The 23,911-nt window shown below is 52.8% G+C and carries 20 protein-coding genes; all 20 read left to right on the forward strand.

Translation table 11 applies throughout. The annotated features are described in order from the left end of the window. Positions 1-93 precede the first annotated feature (93 nt). The gene (gene tsf, locus C4S74_RS02835) at positions 94-750 is read left to right on the forward strand and encodes a translation elongation factor Ts (RefSeq protein WP_103993834.1); all 657 of its coding nucleotides are present in this window, start codon (positions 94-96) and stop codon (positions 748-750) included. Positions 751-858: 108 nt separating this feature from the next. Then, positions 859-1,584, forward strand: coding sequence for a UMP kinase (gene pyrH, locus C4S74_RS02840; RefSeq protein WP_009676779.1), 726 nt, complete (start codon positions 859-861; stop codon positions 1,582-1,584). Positions 1,585-1,588: 4 nt separating this feature from the next. Next, entirely contained in the window at positions 1,589-2,143 is a 555-nt protein-coding gene (frr, locus tag C4S74_RS02845) for a ribosome recycling factor (protein ID WP_103993835.1), read from the forward strand. Positions 2,144-2,206: 63 nt separating this feature from the next. Next, positions 2,207-2,977: an isoprenyl transferase gene (locus C4S74_RS02850; protein ID WP_103993836.1), complete on the forward strand. Its 771-nt coding sequence runs from the start codon at positions 2,207-2,209 to the stop codon at positions 2,975-2,977. 24 nt (positions 2,978-3,001) lie between these two features. Beyond that, a complete protein-coding gene (locus C4S74_RS02855) occupies positions 3,002-3,799 on the forward strand; it encodes a phosphatidate cytidylyltransferase (RefSeq protein WP_103993837.1) in 798 nt (265 codons plus the stop codon). Between the two features lie 57 nt (positions 3,800-3,856). Beyond that, entirely contained in the window at positions 3,857-5,002 is a 1,146-nt protein-coding gene (locus C4S74_RS02860; protein ID WP_103993838.1) for a 1-deoxy-D-xylulose-5-phosphate reductoisomerase, read from the forward strand. 199 nt (positions 5,003-5,201) lie between these two features. Beyond that, a complete protein-coding gene (gene rseP / locus C4S74_RS02865) occupies positions 5,202-6,452 on the forward strand; it encodes an RIP metalloprotease RseP (RefSeq protein WP_103993839.1) in 1,251 nt (416 codons plus the stop codon). A 108-nt stretch (positions 6,453-6,560) separates the two neighbouring features. Next, positions 6,561-8,009, forward strand: coding sequence for a proline--tRNA ligase (gene proS / locus C4S74_RS02870; protein ID WP_103993840.1), 1,449 nt, complete (start codon positions 6,561-6,563; stop codon positions 8,007-8,009). A gap of 117 nt (positions 8,010-8,126) precedes the next feature. Further along, positions 8,127-12,431 (forward strand): PolC-type DNA polymerase III, encoded by a 4,305-nt coding sequence (locus C4S74_RS02875; protein ID WP_103993841.1) that lies wholly within the window; start codon positions 8,127-8,129, stop codon positions 12,429-12,431. Between the two features lie 202 nt (positions 12,432-12,633). Beyond that, the gene (rimP, locus tag C4S74_RS02880) at positions 12,634-13,092 is read left to right on the forward strand and encodes a ribosome maturation factor RimP (RefSeq protein WP_042233055.1); all 459 of its coding nucleotides are present in this window, start codon (positions 12,634-12,636) and stop codon (positions 13,090-13,092) included. Positions 13,093-13,140: 48 nt separating this feature from the next. Beyond that, the gene (nusA, locus tag C4S74_RS02885; protein ID WP_103993842.1) at positions 13,141-14,238 is read left to right on the forward strand and encodes a transcription termination factor NusA; all 1,098 of its coding nucleotides are present in this window, start codon (positions 13,141-13,143) and stop codon (positions 14,236-14,238) included. Between the two features lie 26 nt (positions 14,239-14,264). After that, complete coding sequence (gene rnpM / locus C4S74_RS02890) at positions 14,265-14,576, forward strand: RNase P modulator RnpM (protein WP_103993843.1); 312 nt, start codon at positions 14,265-14,267, stop codon at positions 14,574-14,576. After that, positions 14,566-14,868, forward strand: a complete 303-nt coding sequence (locus C4S74_RS02895) for a YlxQ family RNA-binding protein (protein ID WP_103993844.1) — start codon at positions 14,566-14,568, stop codon at positions 14,866-14,868. Before rnpM ends, C4S74_RS02895 begins: the two co-directional genes overlap by 11 nt. A gap of 13 nt (positions 14,869-14,881) precedes the next feature. Then, entirely contained in the window at positions 14,882-17,635 is a 2,754-nt protein-coding gene (infB, locus tag C4S74_RS02900) for a translation initiation factor IF-2 (protein WP_103993845.1), read from the forward strand. 6 nt (positions 17,636-17,641) lie between these two features. Then, complete coding sequence (gene rbfA, locus C4S74_RS02905) at positions 17,642-17,998, forward strand: 30S ribosome-binding factor RbfA (protein WP_009672009.1); 357 nt, start codon at positions 17,642-17,644, stop codon at positions 17,996-17,998. Then, a complete protein-coding gene (locus C4S74_RS02910) occupies positions 17,995-19,008 on the forward strand; it encodes a bifunctional oligoribonuclease/PAP phosphatase NrnA (RefSeq protein ID WP_103993846.1) in 1,014 nt (337 codons plus the stop codon). The genes rbfA and C4S74_RS02910 overlap by 4 nt, the downstream gene beginning before the upstream one ends. Then, complete coding sequence (gene truB / locus C4S74_RS02915; protein ID WP_103993847.1) at positions 19,005-19,940, forward strand: tRNA pseudouridine(55) synthase TruB; 936 nt, start codon at positions 19,005-19,007, stop codon at positions 19,938-19,940. Before C4S74_RS02910 ends, truB begins: the two co-directional genes overlap by 4 nt. A 103-nt stretch (positions 19,941-20,043) precedes the next feature. Then, positions 20,044-20,988 carry a bifunctional riboflavin kinase/FAD synthetase gene (locus C4S74_RS02920; protein WP_103993848.1) on the forward strand — a complete coding sequence of 315 codons (945 nt, stop codon included), beginning with the start codon at positions 20,044-20,046 and terminating at the stop codon, positions 20,986-20,988. Positions 20,989-21,141: 153 nt separating this feature from the next. Beyond that, complete coding sequence (gene rpsO / locus C4S74_RS02925) at positions 21,142-21,411, forward strand: 30S ribosomal protein S15 (protein ID WP_009674959.1); 270 nt, start codon at positions 21,142-21,144, stop codon at positions 21,409-21,411. Positions 21,412-21,663: 252 nt separating this feature from the next. Then, positions 21,664-23,769: a polyribonucleotide nucleotidyltransferase gene (gene pnp, locus C4S74_RS02930; RefSeq protein WP_103993849.1), complete on the forward strand. Its 2,106-nt coding sequence runs from the start codon at positions 21,664-21,666 to the stop codon at positions 23,767-23,769. The last annotated feature ends 142 nt before the right edge of the window (positions 23,770-23,911 follow it).

Raw genomic sequence — 23,911 nt, forward strand, 5'->3', positions numbered from 1 at the left:
AACGAACGTAACAGGAAAAGGGTGGTCTGAAGGCACTTAAGCCTATCACCGCCCTTTTTTTAAAATACTTACACTCTTAGGGAGGTCCCTATTATGGCAGTAACAGCAGCAATGGTAAAAGAATTGCGTGAAAAAACAGGCGCAGGCATGCTAGATTGCAAAAAAGCGCTGGACGAAGCACAAGGCGATCTGACGAAAGCAAGCGAAATTCTTCGCGAGAAAGGTCTTGCCGCTGCCGCTAACAAAGCGGGCCGCGTAGCTACCGAAGGCGTTGTAGAATCTTACATCCATGCCGGCGGACGTATCGGCGTTCTCGTCGAAGTTAACTGCGAAACGGACTTCGTCGCCAAAACGGACAACTTCCGTGATTTCGTAAAAGGTATCGCGATGCAAATTGCCGCTGCGAACCCTTCCTACGTACGTCGTGAAGAAGTTCCGACTGAAGAGCTTGATAAAGAAAAAGAAATTCTTCGCAATCAGGCGCTGAACGAAGGCAAACCTGCTCACATCGTGGACAAAATGGTTGAAGGCCGCATCAGCAAATACTACGAAGAAATTTGTCTGATGGAACAATCCTACATCAAAGATCCTGACAAAACGGTATCCGTCCTGCTGAACGAAATGATCAGCACGATCGGCGAGAACATCTCCATCCGCCGCTTTGCACGCTTTGAGCTGGGTGAAGGTCTTGAGAAGAAAGTCGACAACTTCGTTGAAGAAGTAATGGCACAAGCTAAAGGCAACGCCTAATACCGAACGGACCGAAAGCGGGAACACATTGTGTTCCTTCTTTTATAAACAGAAACGGTACAAGAAAGATAGAAGCACGCTGATTTGTCAGAACGGAGGGTACCAAAGTTGGAGCGACCTTTGTATAAAAGAGTAATCTTAAAGCTGAGCGGCGAGGCTCTTGCCGGCCAGCAAGGATTCGGGATCGAATCGGACATCATTTCTTCTATCGCCCTGCAGGTGAAAGATGTGGTTGATCTCGGGGTGGAAGTTGCTATCGTCGTGGGCGGAGGCAACATCTGGCGCGGGATTGCAGGCAGTGCCAAAGGCATTGACCGGGCTACGGCGGACTACATGGGTATGCTTGCGACAGTCATGAATTCCCTGGCTATGCAGGACGCGCTGGAGAATATTGGCGTGCCGACCCGTGTGCAAAGCTCCATTTCCATGCAGCAGGTAGCGGAGCCTTATATCCGCAGAAGAGCGATTCGTCATCTGGAGAAAGGCCGAGTCGTCATCTTTGCTGCCGGAACAGGTAACCCTTATTTTTCCACGGATACGACGGCTGCGCTTAGAGCGGCCGAGATTGAAGCGGAAGTTATCTTGATGGCTAAGAACAAAGTGGACGGAGTTTACTCCGCTGATCCTTTCAAAGACGAAACGGCCGAGAAATACGAGACCCTCACTTATCTTGAGGTGCTTAACAAAAACCTCGGCGTGATGGATTCAACCGCTTCCTCGCTGTGTATGGACAACAATATCCCGCTTATCGTATTTTCGATTACAGAGAATGGTAACATTAAACGGGTAGTCCTCGGCGAAAAAATCGGTACCATTGTCAAAGGGAGTGTATAATCGTATGCCGCAATCGATTAAAAAGAATGCAGAAGAGCGGATGAGCAAGGCTATCGACGCACTCAAGCGCGATCTGGCCACTCTGCGTGCAGGCCGCGCAAACCCTGCGCTGCTGGATAAAATCCAAGTGGAATACTATGGCGCGTTGACTCCGGTCAACCAGCTGGCTAACATCTCCACACCGGATTCCCGCACGCTGATCATTCAGCCGTGGGATAAAAGCTCCATGGGAGCCATCGAGAAAGCCATCCTTAAGTCCGAGCTGGGCTTGACTCCGGCAAACGACGGTACGGTGATTCGTCTGGTCATCCCGCCGCTTACGGAAGAACGCCGCAGCGATCTGGTCAAGCTGACCCGTAAATACGGGGAAGAGGCTAAAGTCGCCATCCGTAATATCCGCCGCGATGCCAACGACGACATCAAGAAGCAGGAGAAAAACGGCATTTCGGAAGACGAGTCTCGTCGTCACCAAGACGATATTCAGAAATTTACGGACAAATTCACGGCTGAAGTCGAGAAGGTCCTGACAGGTAAAGAAAAAGAAATTATGGAAGTGTAAACGGCTATCGTCGCCCCCTGAAATACCGGGGGCTTTTCATCTTTCCATAGTGGGGGAAAAGAGATGTTCAATCAACTGAAAAAATGGCTTGGAAACGAGTCTGCACAGGACGAGAAGTCTCCCCATTTGGAGTTGGACAACGTTCCGTCTCATATTGCCATTATTATGGACGGAAACGGACGCTGGGCGAAACAGCGCGGACTTCCCCGTGTGGCCGGTCATCATTCCGGTATGAAGAATGTTAAGAAAATCACCATTGCAGCCGACAGCATCGGAGTCAAGGTGCTGACGATGTATGCATTTTCCACGGAAAACTGGAAGCGGCCCAAAGAGGAAGTCGAATTCCTCATGAAGCTGCCCCAGGAATTCTTTCCTCTGGAGATCGAAGAACTGATCGAGCGGAATGTGCGTATCCGCATGACCGGCTGGAAAGAAAGCCTGCCGGATTACACATTGAATGCCATTGAGGATGCCATCGAGCGTACAAAGAATAACACAGGCCTCATTTTAAACTTTGCTCTAAATTACGGTGGCCGCAAAGAACTGCTCGCCGGCGTTCAGGATGTGCTGAAGGATGTTCGGGAAGGTAAACTTCGCCCGGAAGAGTTGTCGGAGGAAACGTTTTCTTCGTATATGCTCACTTCCGGACTACCCGACCCCGACTTGCTGATCCGGACGAGCGGAGAGCTGAGGCTTAGCAATTTTCTGCTGTGGCAGCTCGCATATACCGAATTATGGTTTACGGAAGCTTACTGGCCTGAATTCTCGGAAGAGCATTTTTACCGGGCCGTTGCCGAATACCAACGACGGGCAAGACGATACGGAGGCTTGTAAGCACCGGTTTGGAGGAATGAAGCGTTGAAGCAGAGAATTCTGACGGGAGCGATAGCCGGAGCCGGATTTCTTGGCCTGCTGGCTGTCGGCGGCAACTGGTTTGCCGCCCTTATCGTACTTATGGCCATAATCGGCTTTGATGAGTATGTGCGAATGAACAAGTTAAAAGACCACCGGATCACATGGCTGGTCGGCATGATCGCTTTGATTCTGCTTACCCTTCCATGGGAGATGCACCGGTTTACCTACGAGCTTAATGAGGTCGGCCTGATCTGGGGAGCCGCCTTCGTCTTGATGGCCGCTACGGTCTTGTCCAAAAACAAAATCACGATCGACATGGTGTCGCTACTTTTTCTAGGAGTTGTGTACATAGGTGTCGGATTTCACTATATGATCATGACGCGGTGGATACCCGAGCATGGTTTGTTTTGGACCTTCCTTATTTTTGTCTGTATTTGGGCGACGGATTCCGGCGCGTATTTTGTCGGATCGAAATTCGGCAAACATTTGCTGTGGCCGGTAATCAGCCCGAAAAAGTCGGTTGAGGGAGCGCTCGGCGGAGTGCTGATCGCTATCGTAGCGGGGTTGTGTTTTTCCCTGGCCCGTCCGGAGCTCCTGTCACCTGCACGTGCTGTGCTGATCGGAGTCGTTATTGCCGTGTCGGGACAATTGGGCGACCTTATCCAATCCGCCTACAAGCGGGTGAAAGGAATTAAGGATACGGGGACTATCCTGCCGGGTCATGGCGGTATCCTCGACCGCGTGGACAGCTGGCTTATCGTTTTTCCGCTTGTCCACTGGCTTGCCCTGATTCCTTCCTGAAACCGTGTATCCGTCCATCAGACAGAACAGGCCCAGGCTCAACCAACGGGGGAGATTATGAATAAACGAATAGCAATACTTGGTTCCACCGGATCGATCGGGACACAGACGCTTGATGTGATCGCCCATCATCCGGATCGATTCACGGTTGAAGCTCTTGCCGGCGGCCATAACGTGGAGCTTCTGGCCGAGCAAATCCGCAGGTTCAAGCCGAAATTGGCTTCGGTCGCCACTCCGGAACTGGCGGACAGGTTATCCGCTCTTATACCCGATGGTACGCGGATTATGTACGGTGAAGAGGGGCTTCTGGAAACCGCAGCCGGAACCGACGCGGATCTGGTCGTGACGGCTGTAGTCGGCAACCAGGGGCTGGAGCCGACGATCGCCGCGATTGAAGCGGGCAAAACGATCGGCCTGGCAAATAAAGAGCCGCTTGTAAGCGCGGGGCATCTGGTAACGGAAGCCGCAAGACGCAACGGCGTACGGCTGCTGCCTATCGACAGCGAACACTCTGCGATTTTCCAGTGTCTGAACGGCGAACGCCGGGAAGAGGTAAGGAAAATCACCATTACGGCTTCCGGCGGTTCTTTCCGGGATCGTACCCGGCAGGAGCTGGAAGGCGTCACCGTGGAGCAGGCGTTGAACCACCCGAACTGGTCCATGGGCGCGAAGATTACGATCGACTCGGCCACCATGGTCAACAAAGGGCTGGAAGTCATGGAAGCCCACTGGCTTTTTGACCTGCCTTACGATCAGATCGGTGTGCTTCTGCATCCGGAGAGCATCATTCACTCTTATGTCGAGTTCAAGGACAGCAGCATCATAGCCCAGCTCGGAAATCCAGACATGCGCGTGCCGATCCAGTATGCGCTGTCCTATCCGAACCGGCTCCTGTCCCCGGCCAAATCCCTGGACCTTGCGGAAATTGCCACGCTGAATTTCCGTCCCATGGATTTTGACCGGTTCCCGTGCCTTCGCATGGCTTACGAAAGCGGCCGGACCGGAGGCACGGCACCGACCGTGTTTAATGCGGCCAACGAACAAGCCGTAGCGAAATTTTTGCGGGGAGAGATTCCTTTTCTCCGTATTGAAACGATTATAGAAGAATGTCTGCGAAGGCATTCGGTGTTGAGCAATCCGCAGATCGGCGATATTTTGGAAGCCGACCGGTGGGCGCGTGAAACCGCGTCTCTGCTCGGCTGAACCTCTATAAAGGGTGAACCGGCCGCTCTGGAAATTTTCCGGACGGCCGGTTTTTTAGTCTATGAGCCCCCTGTTCCCGCGTATACTGACGTAGGCGATTGCTTGTATTAGTCCGCTCAATAATGGTACATTAGGAACATACGTAAGCATAAACGAGACGGCTTTCAGGAGAGAAAGCGCCGGAGGAGGAAGATGCGGGTTGGGAAGCATTGAGACAGGACTGAAAATCGTCCTTATGTTCTTCGTCCTCGTCACGATTCATGAGTGGGGACATTTTTATTTTGCGAAACGGGCCGGAATTTTGGTGCGGGAATTCGCTATCGGGTTCGGACCAAAATTATTTTCATATAAAAAGGGCGAAACTCGTTACACATTGAGATTGCTTCCGTTCGGCGGCTACGTCCGCATGGCGGGAGAGGATCCGGAAATCGTACAAGTCCAGGACGGACAGACGATTGCCGTGAAGTTAAACAAGGACAATCAAGTGACCAAGCTTTATTTGGATCAGCTTGATCAGCGGGCGAACGTCATCCAAGGCACCGTACAACAGATCGACCTGGAGAAAGATCTGTTTGTAAAGCTTGAAGTGGGAGACGAGCAGGTCCGTTACCCCGTTCAGCCGGATGCCCTCATGGTTACCCGCGGCGTGGAAACGCAGATTGCACCGCTTGACCGGCAGTTCGGCAGCAAAACGGTGGGACAGCGGTTCTTGTCAATTCTGATGGGGCCGGTTATGAACTTTTTGCTGGCCGCGGTTCTGTTTCTCACTCTCGTTATTATGCAGGGAGTTCCGACGAACGTTAAAGTCGACAAGCTGGAGCCCGGCCGCCCTTCCGAGAAAGCGGGGCTAATGGCCGGGGACGTCATCGTGTCCGTAAACCAGGAGACAATCGGCGACAGCCGCGAGAAGTTTATGAAGGCGGTCGGTTCCTCGCCCAACCAGAAAATGAACTGGGTAATCCAGCGGGGCGGCGTCGAGAAAAAAATCGAAATTACTCCCGATGAGAACGGCAAGGTCGGTGTATATATTACGGGAGATAAGCGTTCGGCTTCCTTCGGGGAAACCATGAAGGGTACCTACGACTATGTGTCTACCTCTACGGTTGGAATCCTGGACGGATTTAAGAAGCTCGTGCTGGGCCAGTTCAAAATGGACGATCTCGGCGGTCCGGTACGGATTGTGCAGGTAACGGGAGAATTCGCCAGCCACGGCAGCGAATCGTACATTTACTGGGTGGCGCTGCTAAGCCTGTATCTGGGGCTGTTTAACCTGCTGCCGTTTCCCGCGCTGGACGGAAGCCGGCTCGTATTTCTTGCCATCGAAGCGGTCCGCGGCAAGCCGGTCGATCCCAACCGCGAAAGCATGGTCCACTTTATCGGTTTTGCCATGCTCATGCTCTTGATGGTCGCCGTGACCTACAACGATATTTTACGTTTAATTAAAAGCTAATCTGTATTATGATAGAGAAATGTAACCGTTAGGTGAAACGATGCCTGTCCGCCCGCCGGGTGAACCTTGCGTTCGCCCCGCCGGACGGACTTCCGTAGGAGGATCCGTATGTCCAAAGATAAACAATTTGTCCGGGAAATTACGCCGCAGGGCGAAGATTTCTCCCAGTGGTACATTGATGTCATCAAAAAAGCCGACCTTATGAGCTATTCCCCGGTTCGCGGGTGCATGGTTTTCAAGCCGGACGGCTACGAAATTTGGGAAAACATCCAGCGCGAGCTGGACAAGCGTTTCAAGGAAACGGGGCACCGCAACGCTTACTTCCCGCTGTTTATCCCGGAGAGCTTTTTCCAGAAGGAGAAAGAACATGTGGAAGGCTTCAATCCCGAGCTTCCATGGGTAACCGAAGCGGGCGGCGAGAAGCTTGAAGAGCGTCTGGCCATCCGTCCGACTTCCGAGACGATGATCGGACATATGTACGCGGAATGGATCAATTCCTACCGTGACCTGCCGCTCCTTATCAACCAGTGGGCGAACGTGGTCCGCTGGGAGAAACGTACCCTGCCGTTCCTTCGTACGACGGAATTTTTGTGGCAGGAAGGGCATACCGCTCACGAAGACGAAGAAGACGCGCGCCGCGAAACGATGCAAATGCTGGAGATTTACAGAGATTTCGCTGAAAATTTCCTTGCCATGCCTGTTATCATCGGCCAGAAAACACCTTCCGAGAAGTTTGCCGGTGCGGTGGATACGTTCTCGATCGAAGCCATGATGAAAGACGGCAAAGCGGTACAAGCGGGTACTTCGCATTATCTCGGCACGAATTTTGCGGTTGCCTTCGACATTAAATATTTGAACCGGGAAAATCAGCACCAGTTTGCGCATACCACTTCCTGGGGAGTGAGCACACGTCTGATCGGCGCGACGATCATGGCGCACGGGGATGACCGCGGACTTGCTCTGCCGCCTAAAGTCGCTCCTACACAAGTGATCATGATCCCGATCGGTCCTCCTAAAACGAGAGAGCAGGTTGTGGCCCGTACGGATGAATTGTTTGCGGAATTAAAGCAGGCGGGTGTCCGGGTAAGAGTGGACGACCGTGCGGACCTGAGTCCGGGCTGGAAATTCAACGAATACGAAATGCGCGGAGTTCCGATCCGCGTCGAATTGGGACCGCGCGATATGGAGAACGGCCAGATCGTTCTCGTTTCCCGGATTACCGGAGAGAAGAAAATCGTCCAGCAGGCCAACTTCGTTCAGGAAGTTCAGCAGCTTTTGGAAGAGATACACCAGGAGATGTTCAACCGTGCGAAGCAGCACCTCGAGGAGCATTTGATCGCGGTAGACACGCTGGATGAATTCAAACAATACTTGGAAACGAACCGCGGGTTTGCGCTTGCAGGCTGGTGCGGTTCGGAAGCTTGTGAAGCCCAGGTCAAAGAAGAGGCGGGAGCAACGAGCCGTAACATTCCGTTTGCGCCGCGGGAATCGAAAGAAACCTGTCTGGTTTGCGGAGATAAAGCCAAGCACACCGTCGTTTTCGGTAAATCTTATTAAGCACGATTACAATGAAGGGCAAACGAGATTACTTTCTCTCTTTGTCCTTTTCTTTTTCCGGCCGGATGAGAGCAAGGCGGCAAACGGAGCAAGCCGGAAGCTTGGGGGAGGGAAGACATGAGTCATACACCGGATAAAAGGCAGCGGTTCGAGCTTCTGATGAAGCAGGCGGACATATCGCACGAGATGTCGACGGTTCATTTTGCGGACGGTTATATCGACAAAGTAGAGATCAGCCGGAAAAACCGGGAGTGGACCTTCCACCTGGTGAAGCAGGAGATGGTTCCGCAGGACGTGTACCGGTCTTTCTGCCGGAACGTTCAAGAGAAATTCGCTCATATCGCCAAAACGCGATTTGTCATACACATGGAGAAAGCCGATCCAAGCAGGCTCGTGGAAGAATACTGGAGCCTCTTTCTGGAGTGGGTTCAGCGTGAAGCCGTCACGGTAAACGGATGGCTCAGCAAAGCCAAAACCGAAGTGCATGGAAATCAGCTGACGTTAATTTTGCTGGATCAGATCGGTTTTGAACTCGCGAAGAAAAAGAACATGGATAGCTGGGTTAAGTCCTTTTTCCAGGATTATTTTAAAACCGAGTTTACCGTAAAGTATGCGCTCAGCGAGAAAAGCACCGAGGAATTCGAAAAGTTTGCGCAGCAGATCGTCGAAGAAGAGAAGCTTGTTACACAGGAGATTATGCAGTCGATTGAACAGGAACTGCAAGCGTCGGCTATTCCCGATGCGGATGTCCGGCTGATGGTCGGCTACGATATCAAAGACACGCCTGTGCCGATCCAGGACATTACGGAAGAGGAGAAGAAGGTTACCATTCAGGGGGCCGTCTTCAACCTGGAAGTGAAAGAGCTGCGCAACGGCAGCACCCTTTATTCGTTTAACGTTACCGACTACACCGATTCCCTTATGCTGAAATCGTTCGGGAAGACGAAGGAAGACGTGCGCATTCTCAATCTGCTCTCCAACGGCACCTGGATCCGGGCGCGCGGACGTGTGGAATACGACCGTTTCATGATGGTGCCCGAGCTGGTGATGATCCCTTCGGATATCAACGAAGTTCTGCCTCCCAAAGGAAGAATGGATGATGCCGAAGAAAAACGCGTGGAATTCCATCTTCATACGACGATGAGTACGATGGACGGTATTACGCCGGTCGATCAGTACATCAAGACGGCTGCAAAATGGGGCCACAAAGCGATCGCGATCACGGATCACAGCGGTGTGCAGAGCTACCCGGATGCGAACAAGGCGGGCAAGAAAAACGGCATCAAAGTGATTTACGGCGTAGAAGCGAATGTGGTCAACGATTCCGTACCGATCGTCCTCAACCCGATTGATGCGGATTTGAAGCAGGCCACTTATGTCGTTTTTGATATCGAGACGACGGGTCTGTCCGTCCTGAATAATAAAATTATCGAGATTGCCGGGGTAAAGGTACAGGAAGGCAAAGAAATCGGCCGTTATTCTACGTTTATCCAGCCGCATGAGAAAATTCCTTATCATATCCAGCAGCTCACGAATATTACCGACGAAATGGTCAAAGGTGCACCGGAGCTCGCTGACGAGCTTCCCAAGTTTATCGAATTTATCGGCGATTCCATACTTGTCGCTCATAACGCACGGTTCGATATCGGCTTTATTCAGGCCAACCTGAAACGATTGGGCCATCCGCAGATGACGAATCCGGTGCTGGATACGCTGGAAATGGCCAGGCTGCTGTTTCCTTCCATGAAAAATCACAGGCTGAATACGTTATCCGACAAATTTAAAGTGAGCCTGGAAAATCATCACAGGGCGATTGACGATACGATTGCGCTCGGACATGTGCTCCAGCATTTGATCAATGAAGCCTATGACCGGAATATTACGAATCTCGGACGTATGAATGATTTTGTGGGAAAAGACTTGTCGAATCAGCGGCCTTTTCACTGCTGTATTTATGCGACGAATGCGGTCGGAAAGAAAAATCTGTTCAAACTGATTTCCATTTCCCACACGGAATACTTCAATAAAGTGGCGACCATTCCGAAAAGCAGGCTCATCGAGCTGAGAGAAGGGCTGCTTATTGCTTCGGGCTGCGAGAAAGGCGAGTTTTTCGAAACGGTTCTTAACAAATCGCAGGAAGAGGCCGAGCAGGTTGCCGAGTTTTACGACGTTCTGGAAATCCAGCCTGTCAGCTACAACATGCATCTGGTGGATAAAGGGCTGGTCGGCAGCCGCGCGGATCTCGAAGACGCCGTGAAGCGGATTGTCGCCATCGGTGCCAAACAGGGCAAGCCCGTTATCGCGACGGGGAATGTCCATTACCTGGAGCCGCGGGACAAAATCGCACGCGACATTACGATCAATGGCATTACCGGCTTCAGTCCCCTCAAGGATATGAAAAAACCGGACGCTCATTTCCGCACGACGCGCGAAATGCTGGAAGAATTCCGCTTCCTCGGTCAGGAGAAAGCCCATGAAGTCGTAGTGCGCAACACGAACGACCTGGCCGACCGCTTTGAGGAAATCGAGCTGTTTCCGACCAAGCTGTTTACGCCGATCATTGAAGGAGCGGACGACGAAATCCGCGACAAATGCTATGACACGGCCCGGCAGATTTACGGGGACGAAATTCCCGAGATCGTTGTGCAGCGGCTTGAAAAAGAACTGGTGCCGATCATCAAATACGGATTTTCGGCCAACTATCTGATTTCGGAACGGCTCGTTAAGAAGTCGAACGAAGACGGTTATCTCGTCGGTTCCCGGGGATCGGTCGGCTCTTCCGTAGTCGCCACGTTCCTCGGTATTTCCGAAGTTAACCCGCTCCCGCCGCATTACATTTGCCGCTCGTGCAAATTCAGCGAATGGTTTACGGACGGCAGCATTCCGAGCGGGTTCGACCTGCCGGATAAGACCTGTCCAACCTGCGGAGACAAGCTTAAAGGCGAAGGCCAGGATATCCCGTTCGAAACGTTCCTTGGTTTTAAAGGGGACAAGGTTCCCGATATCGACTTGAACTTTTCGGGGGAATACCAGCCAGTCGCTCATAACTATACGAAGGTGCTTTTCGGGGAAAAAAGCGTGTTCCGGGCAGGCACCATCGGTACGATTGCGGATAAAACAGCCTTCGGTTATGTGAAAAAGTATGAAGAAGGCCAGGGCAAAAAATGGCGGAACGCCGAAATTGTAAGGCTGGCCTCGGGTTGTACCGGCGTCAAGCGAAGCACCGGACAGCATCCCGGCGGTATCGTAGTCGTGCCGGATTATATGGAAGTGGACGACATCACTCCCGTTCAATTTCCGGCTGACGATAAGAATTCCGAGTGGAAAACGACGCATTTCGACTATCACGCGTTTGACGCCAACCTGCTCAAGCTCGATATTCTCGGGCACGACGATCCGACCATGATGCGGATGCTTCAGGATTTGACAGGGATTGATCCGACGACGATTCCGATGAACGATCCTAAAGTCATGAGCATTTTTCACTCTACGGATGCGCTCGGAGTTCCGCCTGAGAAGATCAGGACGCCTGTCGCCACCTATGGAGTACCTGAGATGGGAACGAAGTTCGTCCGGCAGATGCTTCAGGAAACGCATCCGAGCAGCTTTGCCGATCTGCTGCAAATATCCGGACTTTCCCACGGAACCGGCGTTTGGCTGGGCAATGCGCAGGAACTGATTAAGAAGGGAATTTGCAACATTAAGACCGTAATCGGCTGCCGGGACGATATTATGCTCTATCTCATTTATAAAGCCGGCATGGATGCGGGCCTCGCCTTCAAAATCACGGAAAGCGTACGTAAAGGGAAAGGCCTTACCGATGAGTGGAAGGAAGACATGAAGAAGCATAATGTGCCGGCCTGGTACATTGAATCCTGCGAACGGATCGAGTATATGTTCCCGAAAGCCCACGCCGCCGCTTACGTTATTTCCGCGGTGCGTACGGCCTTCTTCAAGGTCTACCATCCGATCGCGTATTATGCGACCTATTTTACGGTCCGTGCGGAGGATTTTGATCTCGAACTGCTCTGCCAGGGTTATGATGCGATCATGAAAAAGCTCATCGAAATCGAAGACAAAGGATTTCAGGCGCTCCCGAAGGAAAAAGCGATGATTTCTATTCTTGAGATGGCTCTGGAAATGACCGCCCGCGGTTTCAGCTTCAAGCCCATCGACTTATACCGCTCCGACGCCACGAAGTTTATTATTGACGGGGATTCGCTCATTCCGCCGTTCTCGGCCGTACCGGGAATCGGGGAGAATGCCGCCCGCAACATTGCCGCTTCCAAGGAAAGCGGGGACTTTCTTTCGATCGAAGATTTCCAGAACCGTTCGAAGGCTTCGAAGACGGTCGTCGAGCTGTTGAACGGGATGGGCTGCTTCCGGGGATTGCCCGAATCGAATCAGTTGTCCTTGTTTTAAAAGGCGCGGAGCGTTTTGTGACAAGGTGAGTAAGTTTTTCTTACTATTGTCAACCTTTAGACGGTTATGGTATAATTTTTCTTGGCAATAATGAGGATATCGACTGTGAACCGGAGAGTGGGGAAACCCACTCTTTACATTTTGCTAAGACTTTTTGGCAGGTTCACCGGGAAGGTCATACAGGAGGGTAGAGAGAAAACCTATGAATTCACCAATTAAATCCGTCGTAGAAGATATGCTGCTGGATTATTTGAACGAGCAAGGCTTTGAGCTGGTCGACATCGAATACGTCAAGGAAGGAAGCAACTGGTTTCTCCGTGTATTCGTAGACAAAGAAGGCGGCATCGACATCGACGATTGCGGCCGCATCAGCGAATTCTTAAGCTCGAAGCTTGATGAGAACGATCCGATTCCGACGGCTTATTTCCTGGAAGTCTCTTCACCGGGTGCCGAGAGGCCGCTTAAGAAACCGGAAGACATTAAGAAGGCTGTTGGCAAACATGTATTTGTAACTACATACGAGCCAATTGACAATAGCAAGGAATTCGAAGGTGAGCTTCTGTCGTTTGACGGCGAGGAGCTTGTTGTGCAAACCCCGAAGAAACGCAGCGCCATTCCATACAGCAAAGTGGCCAGCGCGAGGCTTGCCATCGTATTCTGACGCGGTTATCCGCGTCTGCGAACCATTGAAAGGGGGAACTCGGTTCAAATGAACATGGATTTTATCGAAGCGTTGGCTGAAATCGAAAGAGAGAAAGGCATTTCCAAGGACTTGCTGATTGATGCGATTGAAGCCGCGATGATTTCCAGCTATAAACGCAACTTTAACACAGCGCAGAACGTGCGCGTGGATATTAATCGGCAAACCGGCACCATCCGCGTCTACGCACGCAAAACCGTCGTGGAGGATGTGCTGGACCCGAGGCTGGAAATCACGCTGCATGCTGCGCGGGAAATCAACCAGAATTATACGATGGACGATATTGTAGAGATCGAGGTTACACCGCGCGACTTCGGACGCATTGCGGCACAGACCGCCAAGCAGGTTGTGACGCAGCGTATCCGCGAAGCCGAGCGTGGACTTATTTACAATGCTTTTATCGAGAAAGAAGAAGATATCGTTACGGGAATCGTGCAGCGTCAGGATCAGCGCCATTATTATATCGATCTTGGCAAGGTGGAAGCCGTTCTGCCTCTGACCGAGGTAATGCCTAACGAGAAATTCAAACAGGGCGAGCGCGTCAAAGCGTACATTACCAAAGTGGAGAACACGACAAAAGGTCCCCAGATCATTTTGTCCCGTACACATCCGGGGCTTCTCAAGCGCCTTTTCGAGCTGGAAGTGCCAGAAATCTACGAAGGCGTCGTAGAAATCAAGTCCGTTGCGAGGGAAGCCGGCTTCCGTTCCAAAATTGCCGTGCATTCCCGCAATACCGAGGTGGATCCCGTCGGTTCCTGCGTAGGTCCGAAAGGACTCCGTGTCCAGACGATCGTCGGCGAACTGCGCGGCGAGAAGATCGACATCGTGCGCTGGATGGAGAGCGTGGAAGAGTACGTCGCTAACGCGCTCAGCCCTTCGAAGGTGCTTGAAGTCAACGTGTTCGAGAACGAGAAGATGGCCCGCGTCATCGTTCCGGATTATCAGCTTTCGCTGGCAATCGGAATCAAGGGGCAGAACGCGCGTTTGGCCGCCAAGCTTACCGGGTGGAAAATCGACATCAAGAGCGAGGCGCAGGCGGAGCAGGAATACGGCCGTCCGAGAACGCAGATCGAGGAAATGCATCAAGATTCCGTCAGCTTTGACTGACGCCGGCGGGGCGAGGTGAGGATGACGTGAAACAGCGGAAAATACCTTTGCGCAAATGCGTGGCCTGCCAGGAAATGATGCCGAAGAAGGAATTGATTCGGGTCGTTCGTACCCCTGAAGGGGAGATCCAAATCGATCTGAAGGGCAAAAAGTCGGGCAGAGGCGCTTATTTGTGCGGTAAAGTGGCTTGCTTCAGGCTTGCCAAAAAATCCAAAGCGCTGGACCGTGCGTTGAAGCAAGCGGTGGGCGCTCCCATTTACGATCAGCTTGAACAGGATTTTATCCAGGTGGAAGAAGAATTCCACGCGGGCAAAGATGGGATGGACGATGACGAATAAAAATTATTTTTCAAACTTAGGTCTCGCCATGAGGGCAGGCAAACTTGTTACCGGAGAAGAGAGCGTGCTGAAAGCTATCCGCTCCGGTGATGCGAAGCTTGTCATTCTGGCGGAAGATGCGGCTGACAATACAAGCAAGAAGTTTCAGGACAAATGCCGTTCATACGACGTACCTTTGCTGGTCCTGGGCAACCGTGAGGAACTTGGTTCCAGCATAGGGAAGGAAGCTCGAGTCACGATTGCCGTCGTCGACGACGGCTTCGCCCGGATGCTGAAAAAGTATCGGGTATAACCTCCGGAGGTGAATGGGTTTGACAAATAAACAAGATCCTAAGGATAAACTTCGGGTTTATGAATATGCCAAATCTTTGAATATGAGCAGCAAGGAAATTATAACGATCCTGAAGCGTTTGAATATACCCGTCAACAACCACATGAGCGTGATGGAAAACAATGCGGTCAGCAGCGTAGAAAAGTTTTTCCGTGACATTAAAGCGAATGCGGCTGCCAAACGGGCAGGGTCAGATGGAGGTAACGTGAGTCCAAATTCAAATCAACCCAAACAAGACAAACAGTCCAACCCCAAAGCAGAGGTAAGCGCTAAGCAGCCTGTGCAGCAAGCGGGGTCCGAGCAAGCGAAGAAAGAGGAGCGTCCGGCTGCGGAAGCACGTCCGCAAGGCTCCCAGGATAACCGTGCACCGCGTCCGAGCGGAGACGGAAGAACGGGCGCGCCTCGCGGCGATCGTCCGCAAGGCCAAGGCGCACCGCGCAGCGGCGGCCAAGGCGGCGGACAGCGTCCGCAAGGCGGACAGGGCGGATACAACCGCGGGCCGCAAAGCGGCGGTCAAGGCCGTCCGCAGGGCGGTCAGCGTCCGCAAGGCCAAGGCGGCGGCGCTCCACGGAGCGGCGGTCAAGGCGGCGGCGGACAGCGTCCGTCGGGCGGACAGGGCGGCGGTTTCAACCGCGGACCTCAAGGCGGCAGCGGCGGTCAGCGCCCTCAGGGCGGCGGCGGTCAAGGCGGCGGCCAAAACCGCGGCGGATCTGCCGGTGCCGGCGCAAGACCGGGCCAGGCGCCTCGCAGAACGGATGGACGTCCGGCTACGGGTACGGATGCGGGCCGCAGCGGTCAGCGTACGGGCGACAACAGACAAGGCAGCCGCGACGACCGCAGCAAATCCAGCCGTTACGACGACGGACGCGGCGGACGCGGCGGTTCAGGCAACCGTGGCGGCAACAACCGCGGCGGGCGCAATAACGGGCGCGGACGCGGTCATGAGCCGATGGTTAAGAAAGAGAAGATCGATAACACACCGAAGAAAATTATTGTGCGCGGCGCAATGACGGTCGGTGAACTTGCGAAACTTCTTCACAAGGACGTTTCCGAAGTTATCAAGAAGCTCTTGTTCCTCGGCGTAATGGCGACCATCAACCAGGAACTCGACCTGGATACGATTCAACTCGTAGCCGGGGAATACAATGTCGAAGTGGATCTGAAAATCCGCGTCGAAGACGACCGTTTCGAGCTGGAAGAAGAAGTGGACGATGAGGCGGATCTGAAAGAACGTCCTCCGGTCGTTACCATTATGGGTCACGTTGACCACGGTAAAACAACCCTTCTTGACGCGATCCGTCATACTAGCGTGACGGAAGGCGAAGCGGGCGGAATTACCCAGCATATCGGTGCCTACCAGGTTGAAGCGAACGGGAAGAAAATCACGTTCCTGGATACCCCGGGCCATGAAGCCTTCACGACTATGCGTGCACGCGGCGCTCAGGTGACCGACATCACGATTATCGTGGTAGCGGCGGATGACGGCGTTATGCCGCAAACCGTCGAGGCGATTGCCCACGCGAAAGCGGCAGGCGTGCCGATTATCGTGGCGGTTAACAAAATCGATAAGCCGGAAGCCAATGTGGAGAAAATCAAACAAGCTCTTACCGAGTATGAACTCGTACCGGAAGAGTGGGGCGGCGACACGATCTTCTGCGAAGTTTCGGCCAAACAGCGGATCGGTCTGGAAAACCTGCTTGAAATGATTCTTCTCGTGGCTGAGGTTCAGGAATATAAAGCAAATCCGGATAAGCGCGCCAGAGGTACGGTTATCGAAGCGGAGCTGGATAAAGGACGCGGTCCTGTAGCCCGTATTCTCGTACAGCACGGTACGCTTAAAGTCGGCGACAGCTTTGTTGCGGGCGTATGTTTCGGGCGTGTCCGCGCAATGGTAAATGATAAGGGCAAACGTCTCAAAGAAGCGGGTCCTTCGACTCCGGTTGAAATTACCGGTCTTACGGAGGTTCCACAGGCGGGAGATCCGCTGCTTGCCTTCGAAGACGAGCGCAAAGCGCGTGATATTGCCGACAAGCGTTCAATCACACTCCGCCAGTCCGAGCTTACGGCGAATTCCCGCGTTACGCTGGATGACCTGTATAAGCACATCAAAGACGGTGAAATTAAAGATCTGAACGTGATCATCAAAGCGGACGTTCAAGGGTCTCTTGAAGCGCTGCGCGGCTCCCTCGAGAAAATCGAAGTGGAAGGGGTACGCGTGAAGATGATTCACACGGGCGTAGGCGCCATCACCGAATCCGATATCATTCTGGCATCGGCTTCCAACGCCATTATTATCGGCTTCAACGTTCGTCCGGAGCCTGCCGCACAAGTAACGGCGGATCAGGAAAAAGTAGACATTCGTCTGCACCGGATCATCTACAATGTGATTGAAGAAATCGAACAAGCCATGAAGGGTATGCTCGATCCGATTTTCAAAGAAAACATTATCGGTCATGCGGAAGTCCGCAACACCTTCAAAATTACGGGCGTGGGCACCATTGCGGGTTGTATGGTTACCTCCGGCAAAATCGCGCGTAACGCGGAAGTTCGTCTGCTTCGCAGCAACATCGTAGTCTACGAAGGTAAAGTGGACGCGCTGAAACGCTTCAAAGACGACGCCAAAGAAGTGGCGCAAGGCTATGAGTGCGGTATTTCCCTTGAAAAATACAATGATATTAAAGAAGGGGACATCATCGAAGCCTTCGTCATGGAAACAGTAGAGAGGTGATCAGCTATGGCTAGAGTTCGTGTAGGCAGAGTGGGGGAGCAGGTCAAGAAAGAGATCAGCCAAATTTTGCAGAGCGAAATTAAAGACCCCCGCATCGGATTTCTTACGGTAACCGGGGTTGACGTAACGAATGATCTGTCTCAGGCCAAAGTTTATCTCAGTGTGCTTGGTACGGATGAGCAAAAGGAAGGAACTTTGAAAGCCTTAAGCAGTGCGAGCGGGTATATCCGTTCCGAGCTGGGCAAAAGAATCCGACTGCGCAAAGTACCCGAGCTTATCTTTAAATTCGACACATCGATTGATTACGGAAGCCGGATCGAAAGTCTGCTTCATGATCTTAACGATGGGAAATCCGCTGAATGACGGCGGGCCAGTTTACAGGCGGCGGCGCCTCCGGCAGCTATTTGGAGCAGTTGGAGGCGGCAAAGCAATTCATGCACGATCATAATGATTTCCTGGTGGTATCCCATGTCCAGCCGGACGGGGATGCCATTTCCTCTACTTTAGCCGTTGCGTGGCTGCTTGACCGGATGGGAAAGCGCTATACGCTTGCCAATGAAGGGGATATACCGGGAAAATTCAGCAGACTCTGGGGGTTTGACGGCATTCTGACATTGTCCCAGCTGCCCGATCACTCGTCCTACGATACGATCATAAGTGTGGATTGCGCCGATTTTGCAAGGATCGGACGGGTGAGTGAGAAATTTACCCCCGATGCCAAGCTGCTTAATATCGATCATCATGCGACAAACGACCGTTTTGGGAGTCGTTCCGTCATACAGGCTTCCGCCGCTGCAACCGTTGAAATCATTTATGATTTATCCAGGCACCTTGAAATGGAAGCGGACATCGATTTCGGAACCTGTATTTACACGGGACTGCTGACCGACACGGGCGGTTTCCGGTATTCCAGCACGACGCCCAAAGTGATGAAAACGGCGGCGGACCTTCTGGAATGGGGAGTAAAAGGATCGGAACTCGCCGAAGCTTTCCTGGAGCGAATGACCTTTCAGCAGATCCGAATTCTTCAGCGGGGGCTCGCTACGCTTGATTTCCATAAAAATGGGCGTATTTCGACGATTGCGGTATCTACCGAAGTCATCGATGCGACGGGCGCCACCAACGAAGATATGGACGGGCTGGTCAATTACGCGCGCAATGTCGAGGGAGTTGAAGTCGGACTCTTGTTTAAACAAAGAAATGAATCGACGGTTAAGGTGAGTCTGCGCTCCGCGGGAGCGGTAGATGTGGCTCAGATCGCGCAGTCGTTCGGAGGCGGAGGTCATGTCCGCGCCGCGGGCTGTACGATTAACGGCTCCATTGAGGAAGCCATCCGACGGGTTGTAGAGGAAGTAGGGAATAAACTGCCATGACGATAGAAGGAATACTTCCAATCCTCAAGCCAAAGGGAATGACTTCCCACGACGTGGTAGCGAAAGCGCGCCGTTTTCTTGGGATTAAGCGGATCGGTCATACCGGTACGCTTGATCCTGAGGTTACCGGCGTGCTGCCGCTTTGTATCGGCCGTGCAACCCGCATGGTCGAGTACATCCAGGAGCTGCCGAAGCAGTATGAGGCAGCCGTGGTTTTTGGATTGGCTACGGATACCGAAGATCTGAGCGGAAACGTGCTGGAAGAAATTCCGCACGTTCAGCTTGCGGAGGATAAGGTGCGTTCCGTCATCCAGTCGTTCGTCGGGGAAATCAGTCAGGTTCCCCCGATGTACTCGGCGGTGAAAGTCGACGGGAAGCGGCTCTACGAACTGGCGAGAGCGGGCGTGGAAGTCGAGCGCAAAGCGCGCAATGTCACCATTTACGAGATTGAGCTGCTTGAGCTGGATTTGAACCGGAATCATCCGGAAGTCCGCTTCCGTGTACTCTGCTCCAAAGGCACCTATATCCGCACCTTATGTGTGGATATAGGGAAAGCCTTGGGGGTACCGGCGGCGATGAAAGAGCTGGTCCGCACTTCCACGGGACGGATCGGGCTGGAACAATGTGTGGCGCTGGAAGACCTCCCTCGTTTGCGCGAGGAAGGCCTTCTGGATACAAAGATCATTCAGGCGGACCGGGCGGTCGACTATTTGCCGTCTCTCGTCCTGAATGAGCAGTTGTCCGTTTTTGCCCTGCAGGGACGCAAAGTCAGGCTCCAACAGCCGCCCGTCCTTCAGGATAGCGACGACAGCGAGGCAGGGGTGGAGCAGACGGGAATCATACGTGTATATGATCCCCATCAGCGGTTTATCGGTCTTTTCTCCTGGAATGAGGCCGAAGGACATCTTGCCCCGATCAAGGTTTTTAATTAGGATGTAAGTAAGCCGGCTCGCTGCTCTGATGAGCTTCGGCCGGAATCTTTTTAACCCCTGGCGGTATAAAGCGGTTCAAGGAATAGTAGGTGAACTCGTACCCATGCAAACCATTTATTTGTCTTATCCCATCGAAAATGCGGAGCTTCTTCCGCTTGCCGGTAAAAAGGTCATCGCCATCGGCGATTTCGACGGTGTGCATCTCGGACACCGTGAAGTTATCCAGCGCGCTGTCGAAAATGCCCGCGAGCTGGGAGTCCCCGCCGCGATCATGACGTTCGATCCGCATCCGCGGGAGCTGCTCGGCCAGGAGAAGTATGCGCGGCTTTTGACGCCGACCTCCTACAAGATGGAGCTCTTCGAAAAGCTGGGCGTCGACTGCACGTACGTGCTCAAGTTCGATACGGCGCTCATGCAGGCTTCTCCGCAGCAGTTTGTCGATCGTGTCCTGGAGGCGCTCGGCGTTGAAACCGTCGTAGTCGGATTCGACTTTACGTTCGGCTACAAAGGCCGGGGCACGCCGGACACGCTCTGCGAGTTGGGCCATGGCCGCTTTGCGGTGGAGGTGATCCGCCCGTACCGGATGAACGGCGCAAAGGTCAGCTCCACGGCGATCCGCGAGGCACTGCTTAGCGGCCGTCCGCCGGCGGCTTTCGAGCTGCTCGGCCGTGGCTACGGAATACGCGGTGTCGTCGTGTCCGGCGATAAGCGCGGCCGTCAGCTCGGTTTTCCTACGGCGAATCTGCAGATGTCCGAGAACTTTCTCGTGCCCGCTTCCGGCGTTTACGCCGTGCGTGCTTTTGTGGGAGGAAGCTGGTACCGGGCCGTTATGAACATCGGCACGAAGCCGACCTTCCACAGCGGAGAAGTCATGTCGCTCGAAGTGCATCTCCTGGACTTTGACCAGGATATTTACGGCAGCACCGTATTTGTCGAATTTGTCGATTACTTGCGCCCCGAGCGCAAGTTCAACGGCATCGATGAGCTGATAACCCAGCTCAGAAGAGACGTAGCGACGGCTGAAACGAAGTTTGCGCAGATTCTGTAGGCGTTGGCATTTACTTCTGTCCATCATGTATGCTATACTGATTTACGTTGCTTCGGCGTTGCCGTAAGCTTCAATTACGAACCTTGGCGCGGAGCCGCGCTTCACCGACGCACTCTGGGCCACAGGCGATTATATGAATAGGAGGTGATTGGGATGGCATTAACTCAAGAGCGTAAACAGGAACTGATTCAAACGCACAAAACGCATGAAAGCGATACGGGATCTCCCGAAGTGCAAATTGCTATCCTGACGGAGAACATCGTAAACCTTACGAGCCATTTCCGTACACACAAGAAAGACCATCATTCCCGTCGCGGACTTCTTAAAATGGTCGGTCAACGTCGTAAGCTGTTGGCATACCTTAAGAACAAAGACGTTAAACGCTACAGTGCTTTGATTGAAAAGCTCGGTCTGCGTAGATAAAATCCGCATTCAGAAAGCAACCCTGCTGTTCTCTGTGGTGGGCTCCGAGCCGAGCTTCCGCAGCGGCTCCGGGTTGCTTTTTGTGTATTTTAAATCGTTGCAAAGAAGGAAATACTGTACATACGCAGAATAATTAATGGGGTGCAGGAGGCGCAAGTTCCCGCACATCCTGCCGTTTTCTCCCAACCGGAACCATTTTGCGCGGTATAGTTCGATTTCCGCGTGTTTTGAGATAAAATTAGGAGGTTTAGTATGGAAAAACGTGTGCAAATGGACCTGGCCGGACGTCCGCTTATTCTTGAAACCGGCCGTTTAGCCAAGCAAGCCAACGGCGCGGTACTTGCCCGCTATGGCGATACAGTTGTGCTCTGCACCGTGACCGCTTCCAGCGAGCCGAAGGATCTTGATTTCTTCCCGCTGACGGTCAACTATGAAGAGCGCTTATATGCCGCAGGGAAAATTCCGGGCGGGTTTATCAAAAGAGAAGGACGTCCGAGCGAGAAAGCGATTCTCTCCAGCCGTCTGACCGACCGTCCGATCCGTCCTCTGTTTCCGGAAGGATTCCGTAACGACGTACAGATCGTCGCAGTCGTCATGAGCGTGGATCAGGAATGTCCGCCGGAAATTACGGCCATGATCGGTGTATCCGCCGCTTTGTCCATCTCCGACGTGCCGTTCAGCGGTCCTGTGGGAGGCGTCATTGTAGGCCGTATTGACGGTAACTTCGTCGTGAACCCGACTCCGGCGCAGGAAGACAAGAGCGACGTTCATCTCGTTGTGGCAGGTACCAAGGATGCCATTATGATGGTAGAAGCAGGCGCTGACGAAGTACCGGAAGACGTTATGCTGGAAGCGATTATGTTCGGGCATGACGAGATCAAGAAAGTAATCGCCCTTCAGGAGCAGCTCGTTGCCGAAGCCGGCGTTCCTAAAATGGAAGTGAAGCTGCATACGGTAGACGGCGGCATCAACTCGGCCGTTCGCGAGTTTGCCGAAGCCCGTCTCGTTGAAGCGATCAAGGTTCAAGAGAAGCATGCGCGCCAGGAAGCGATTGACGCGGTCAACGCGGATGCCGTTGCTCATTTTACCGCGGTGTATGAAGAAACGCCGGAGAAGATGAAAGACGTCAAGGAAGTGCTTCACGATATCGTGAAAGACGAAGTCCGCCGCCTCATCACCCATGATAAGGTAAGACCGGATGGACGCGCACTTGATGAAATCCGTCCGATCGACGTGGACATTAACCTGCTGCCGCGTACGCACGGTTCCGGACTGTTTACACGCGGACAAACGCAAGCGTTGAGCGTATGTACGCTCGGAGCGCTCGGTGACGTGCAGATCCTCGACGGTTTGGATCTCGAAGAAACCAAACGCTTTATGCACCACTACAATTTCCCGCCGTTCAGCGTAGGGGAAGCAAGACCGCTTCGTCCGCCGGGACGCCGCGAAATCGGACATGGCGCTCTCGGAGAACGCGCGCTTTCGTACGTGATTCCAAGCGAAGCCGAGTTCCCGTATACGATCCGTCTCGTTTCGGAAGTTCTGGAATCCAACGGTTCGAGCTCCCAGGCAAGCATTTGCGCTTCCACGCTGGCTATGATGGATGCAGGGGTTCCGATCAAAGCTCCGGTTGCGGGTATTGCCATGGGTCTTATCAAAGAAGGAGAACATTTCTCCATTCTGACGGATATTCAGGGGATGGAAGATCATCTCGGAGATATGGACTTTAAAGTGGCCGGTACGTCCAAAGGGGTTACCGCACTTCAAATGGACATTAAGATTGACGGAATCAATCGCGACATTTTGAAGCAGGCGCTGGATCAAGCCAAGGCGGGCCGCACCTTTATCATGAATAAAATGCTGGAGCGTATCTCGGAACCTAAGAAAGAACTTTCCGCATATGCGCCTAAAATTGTCGTAATGCAGATCAATCCGGACAAGATCCGCGACGTGATCGGAGCGGGCGGCAAAATCATTAACAAAATTATTGAAGAAACCGGCGTTAAGATTGATATCGAGCAGGACGGCAAAGTCTTTATCGCTTCGTCCAATGCGGAGATGAACGAGCGTGCCAAGCAGATTATCGAAGGCATCGTACGCGACGTCGTTGTCGGCGAAACTTACCTCGGTACGGTAAAACGCGTGGAGAAGTTCGGAGCTTTCGTAGAAGTGCTGCCGGGTAAAGAAGGACTCGTCCACATTTCCCAGCTGTCTACCGAACGGGTTGCCAAAGTGGAAGATGTCGTTAAGGTCGGCGATACGATTACCGTTAAAGTCACGGAAATCGACAATCAAGGACGCGTTAACCTGTCCCGCAAAGCAACGCTCGTGAACAGCGAAGTTTCCACTCAATCCTAATAACCGAATCGCACCAAACATACAAAGAGCCAGATCTTTCTGTCTCTTTTTTGCATTGTTTAACCGGATTTTCACGTATAGGGCCGTATCGTCCAAGTCATAACCCTGTCCGGCTTTGCATAAACTCTGACATAATCTTTAC

Origin of the sequence: Paenibacillus sp. UNC499MF, assembly GCF_900107975.1 — a bacterium.
In the GTDB taxonomy this organism is placed as follows: Bacteria; Bacillota; Bacilli; order Paenibacillales; family NBRC-103111; genus Paenibacillus_F.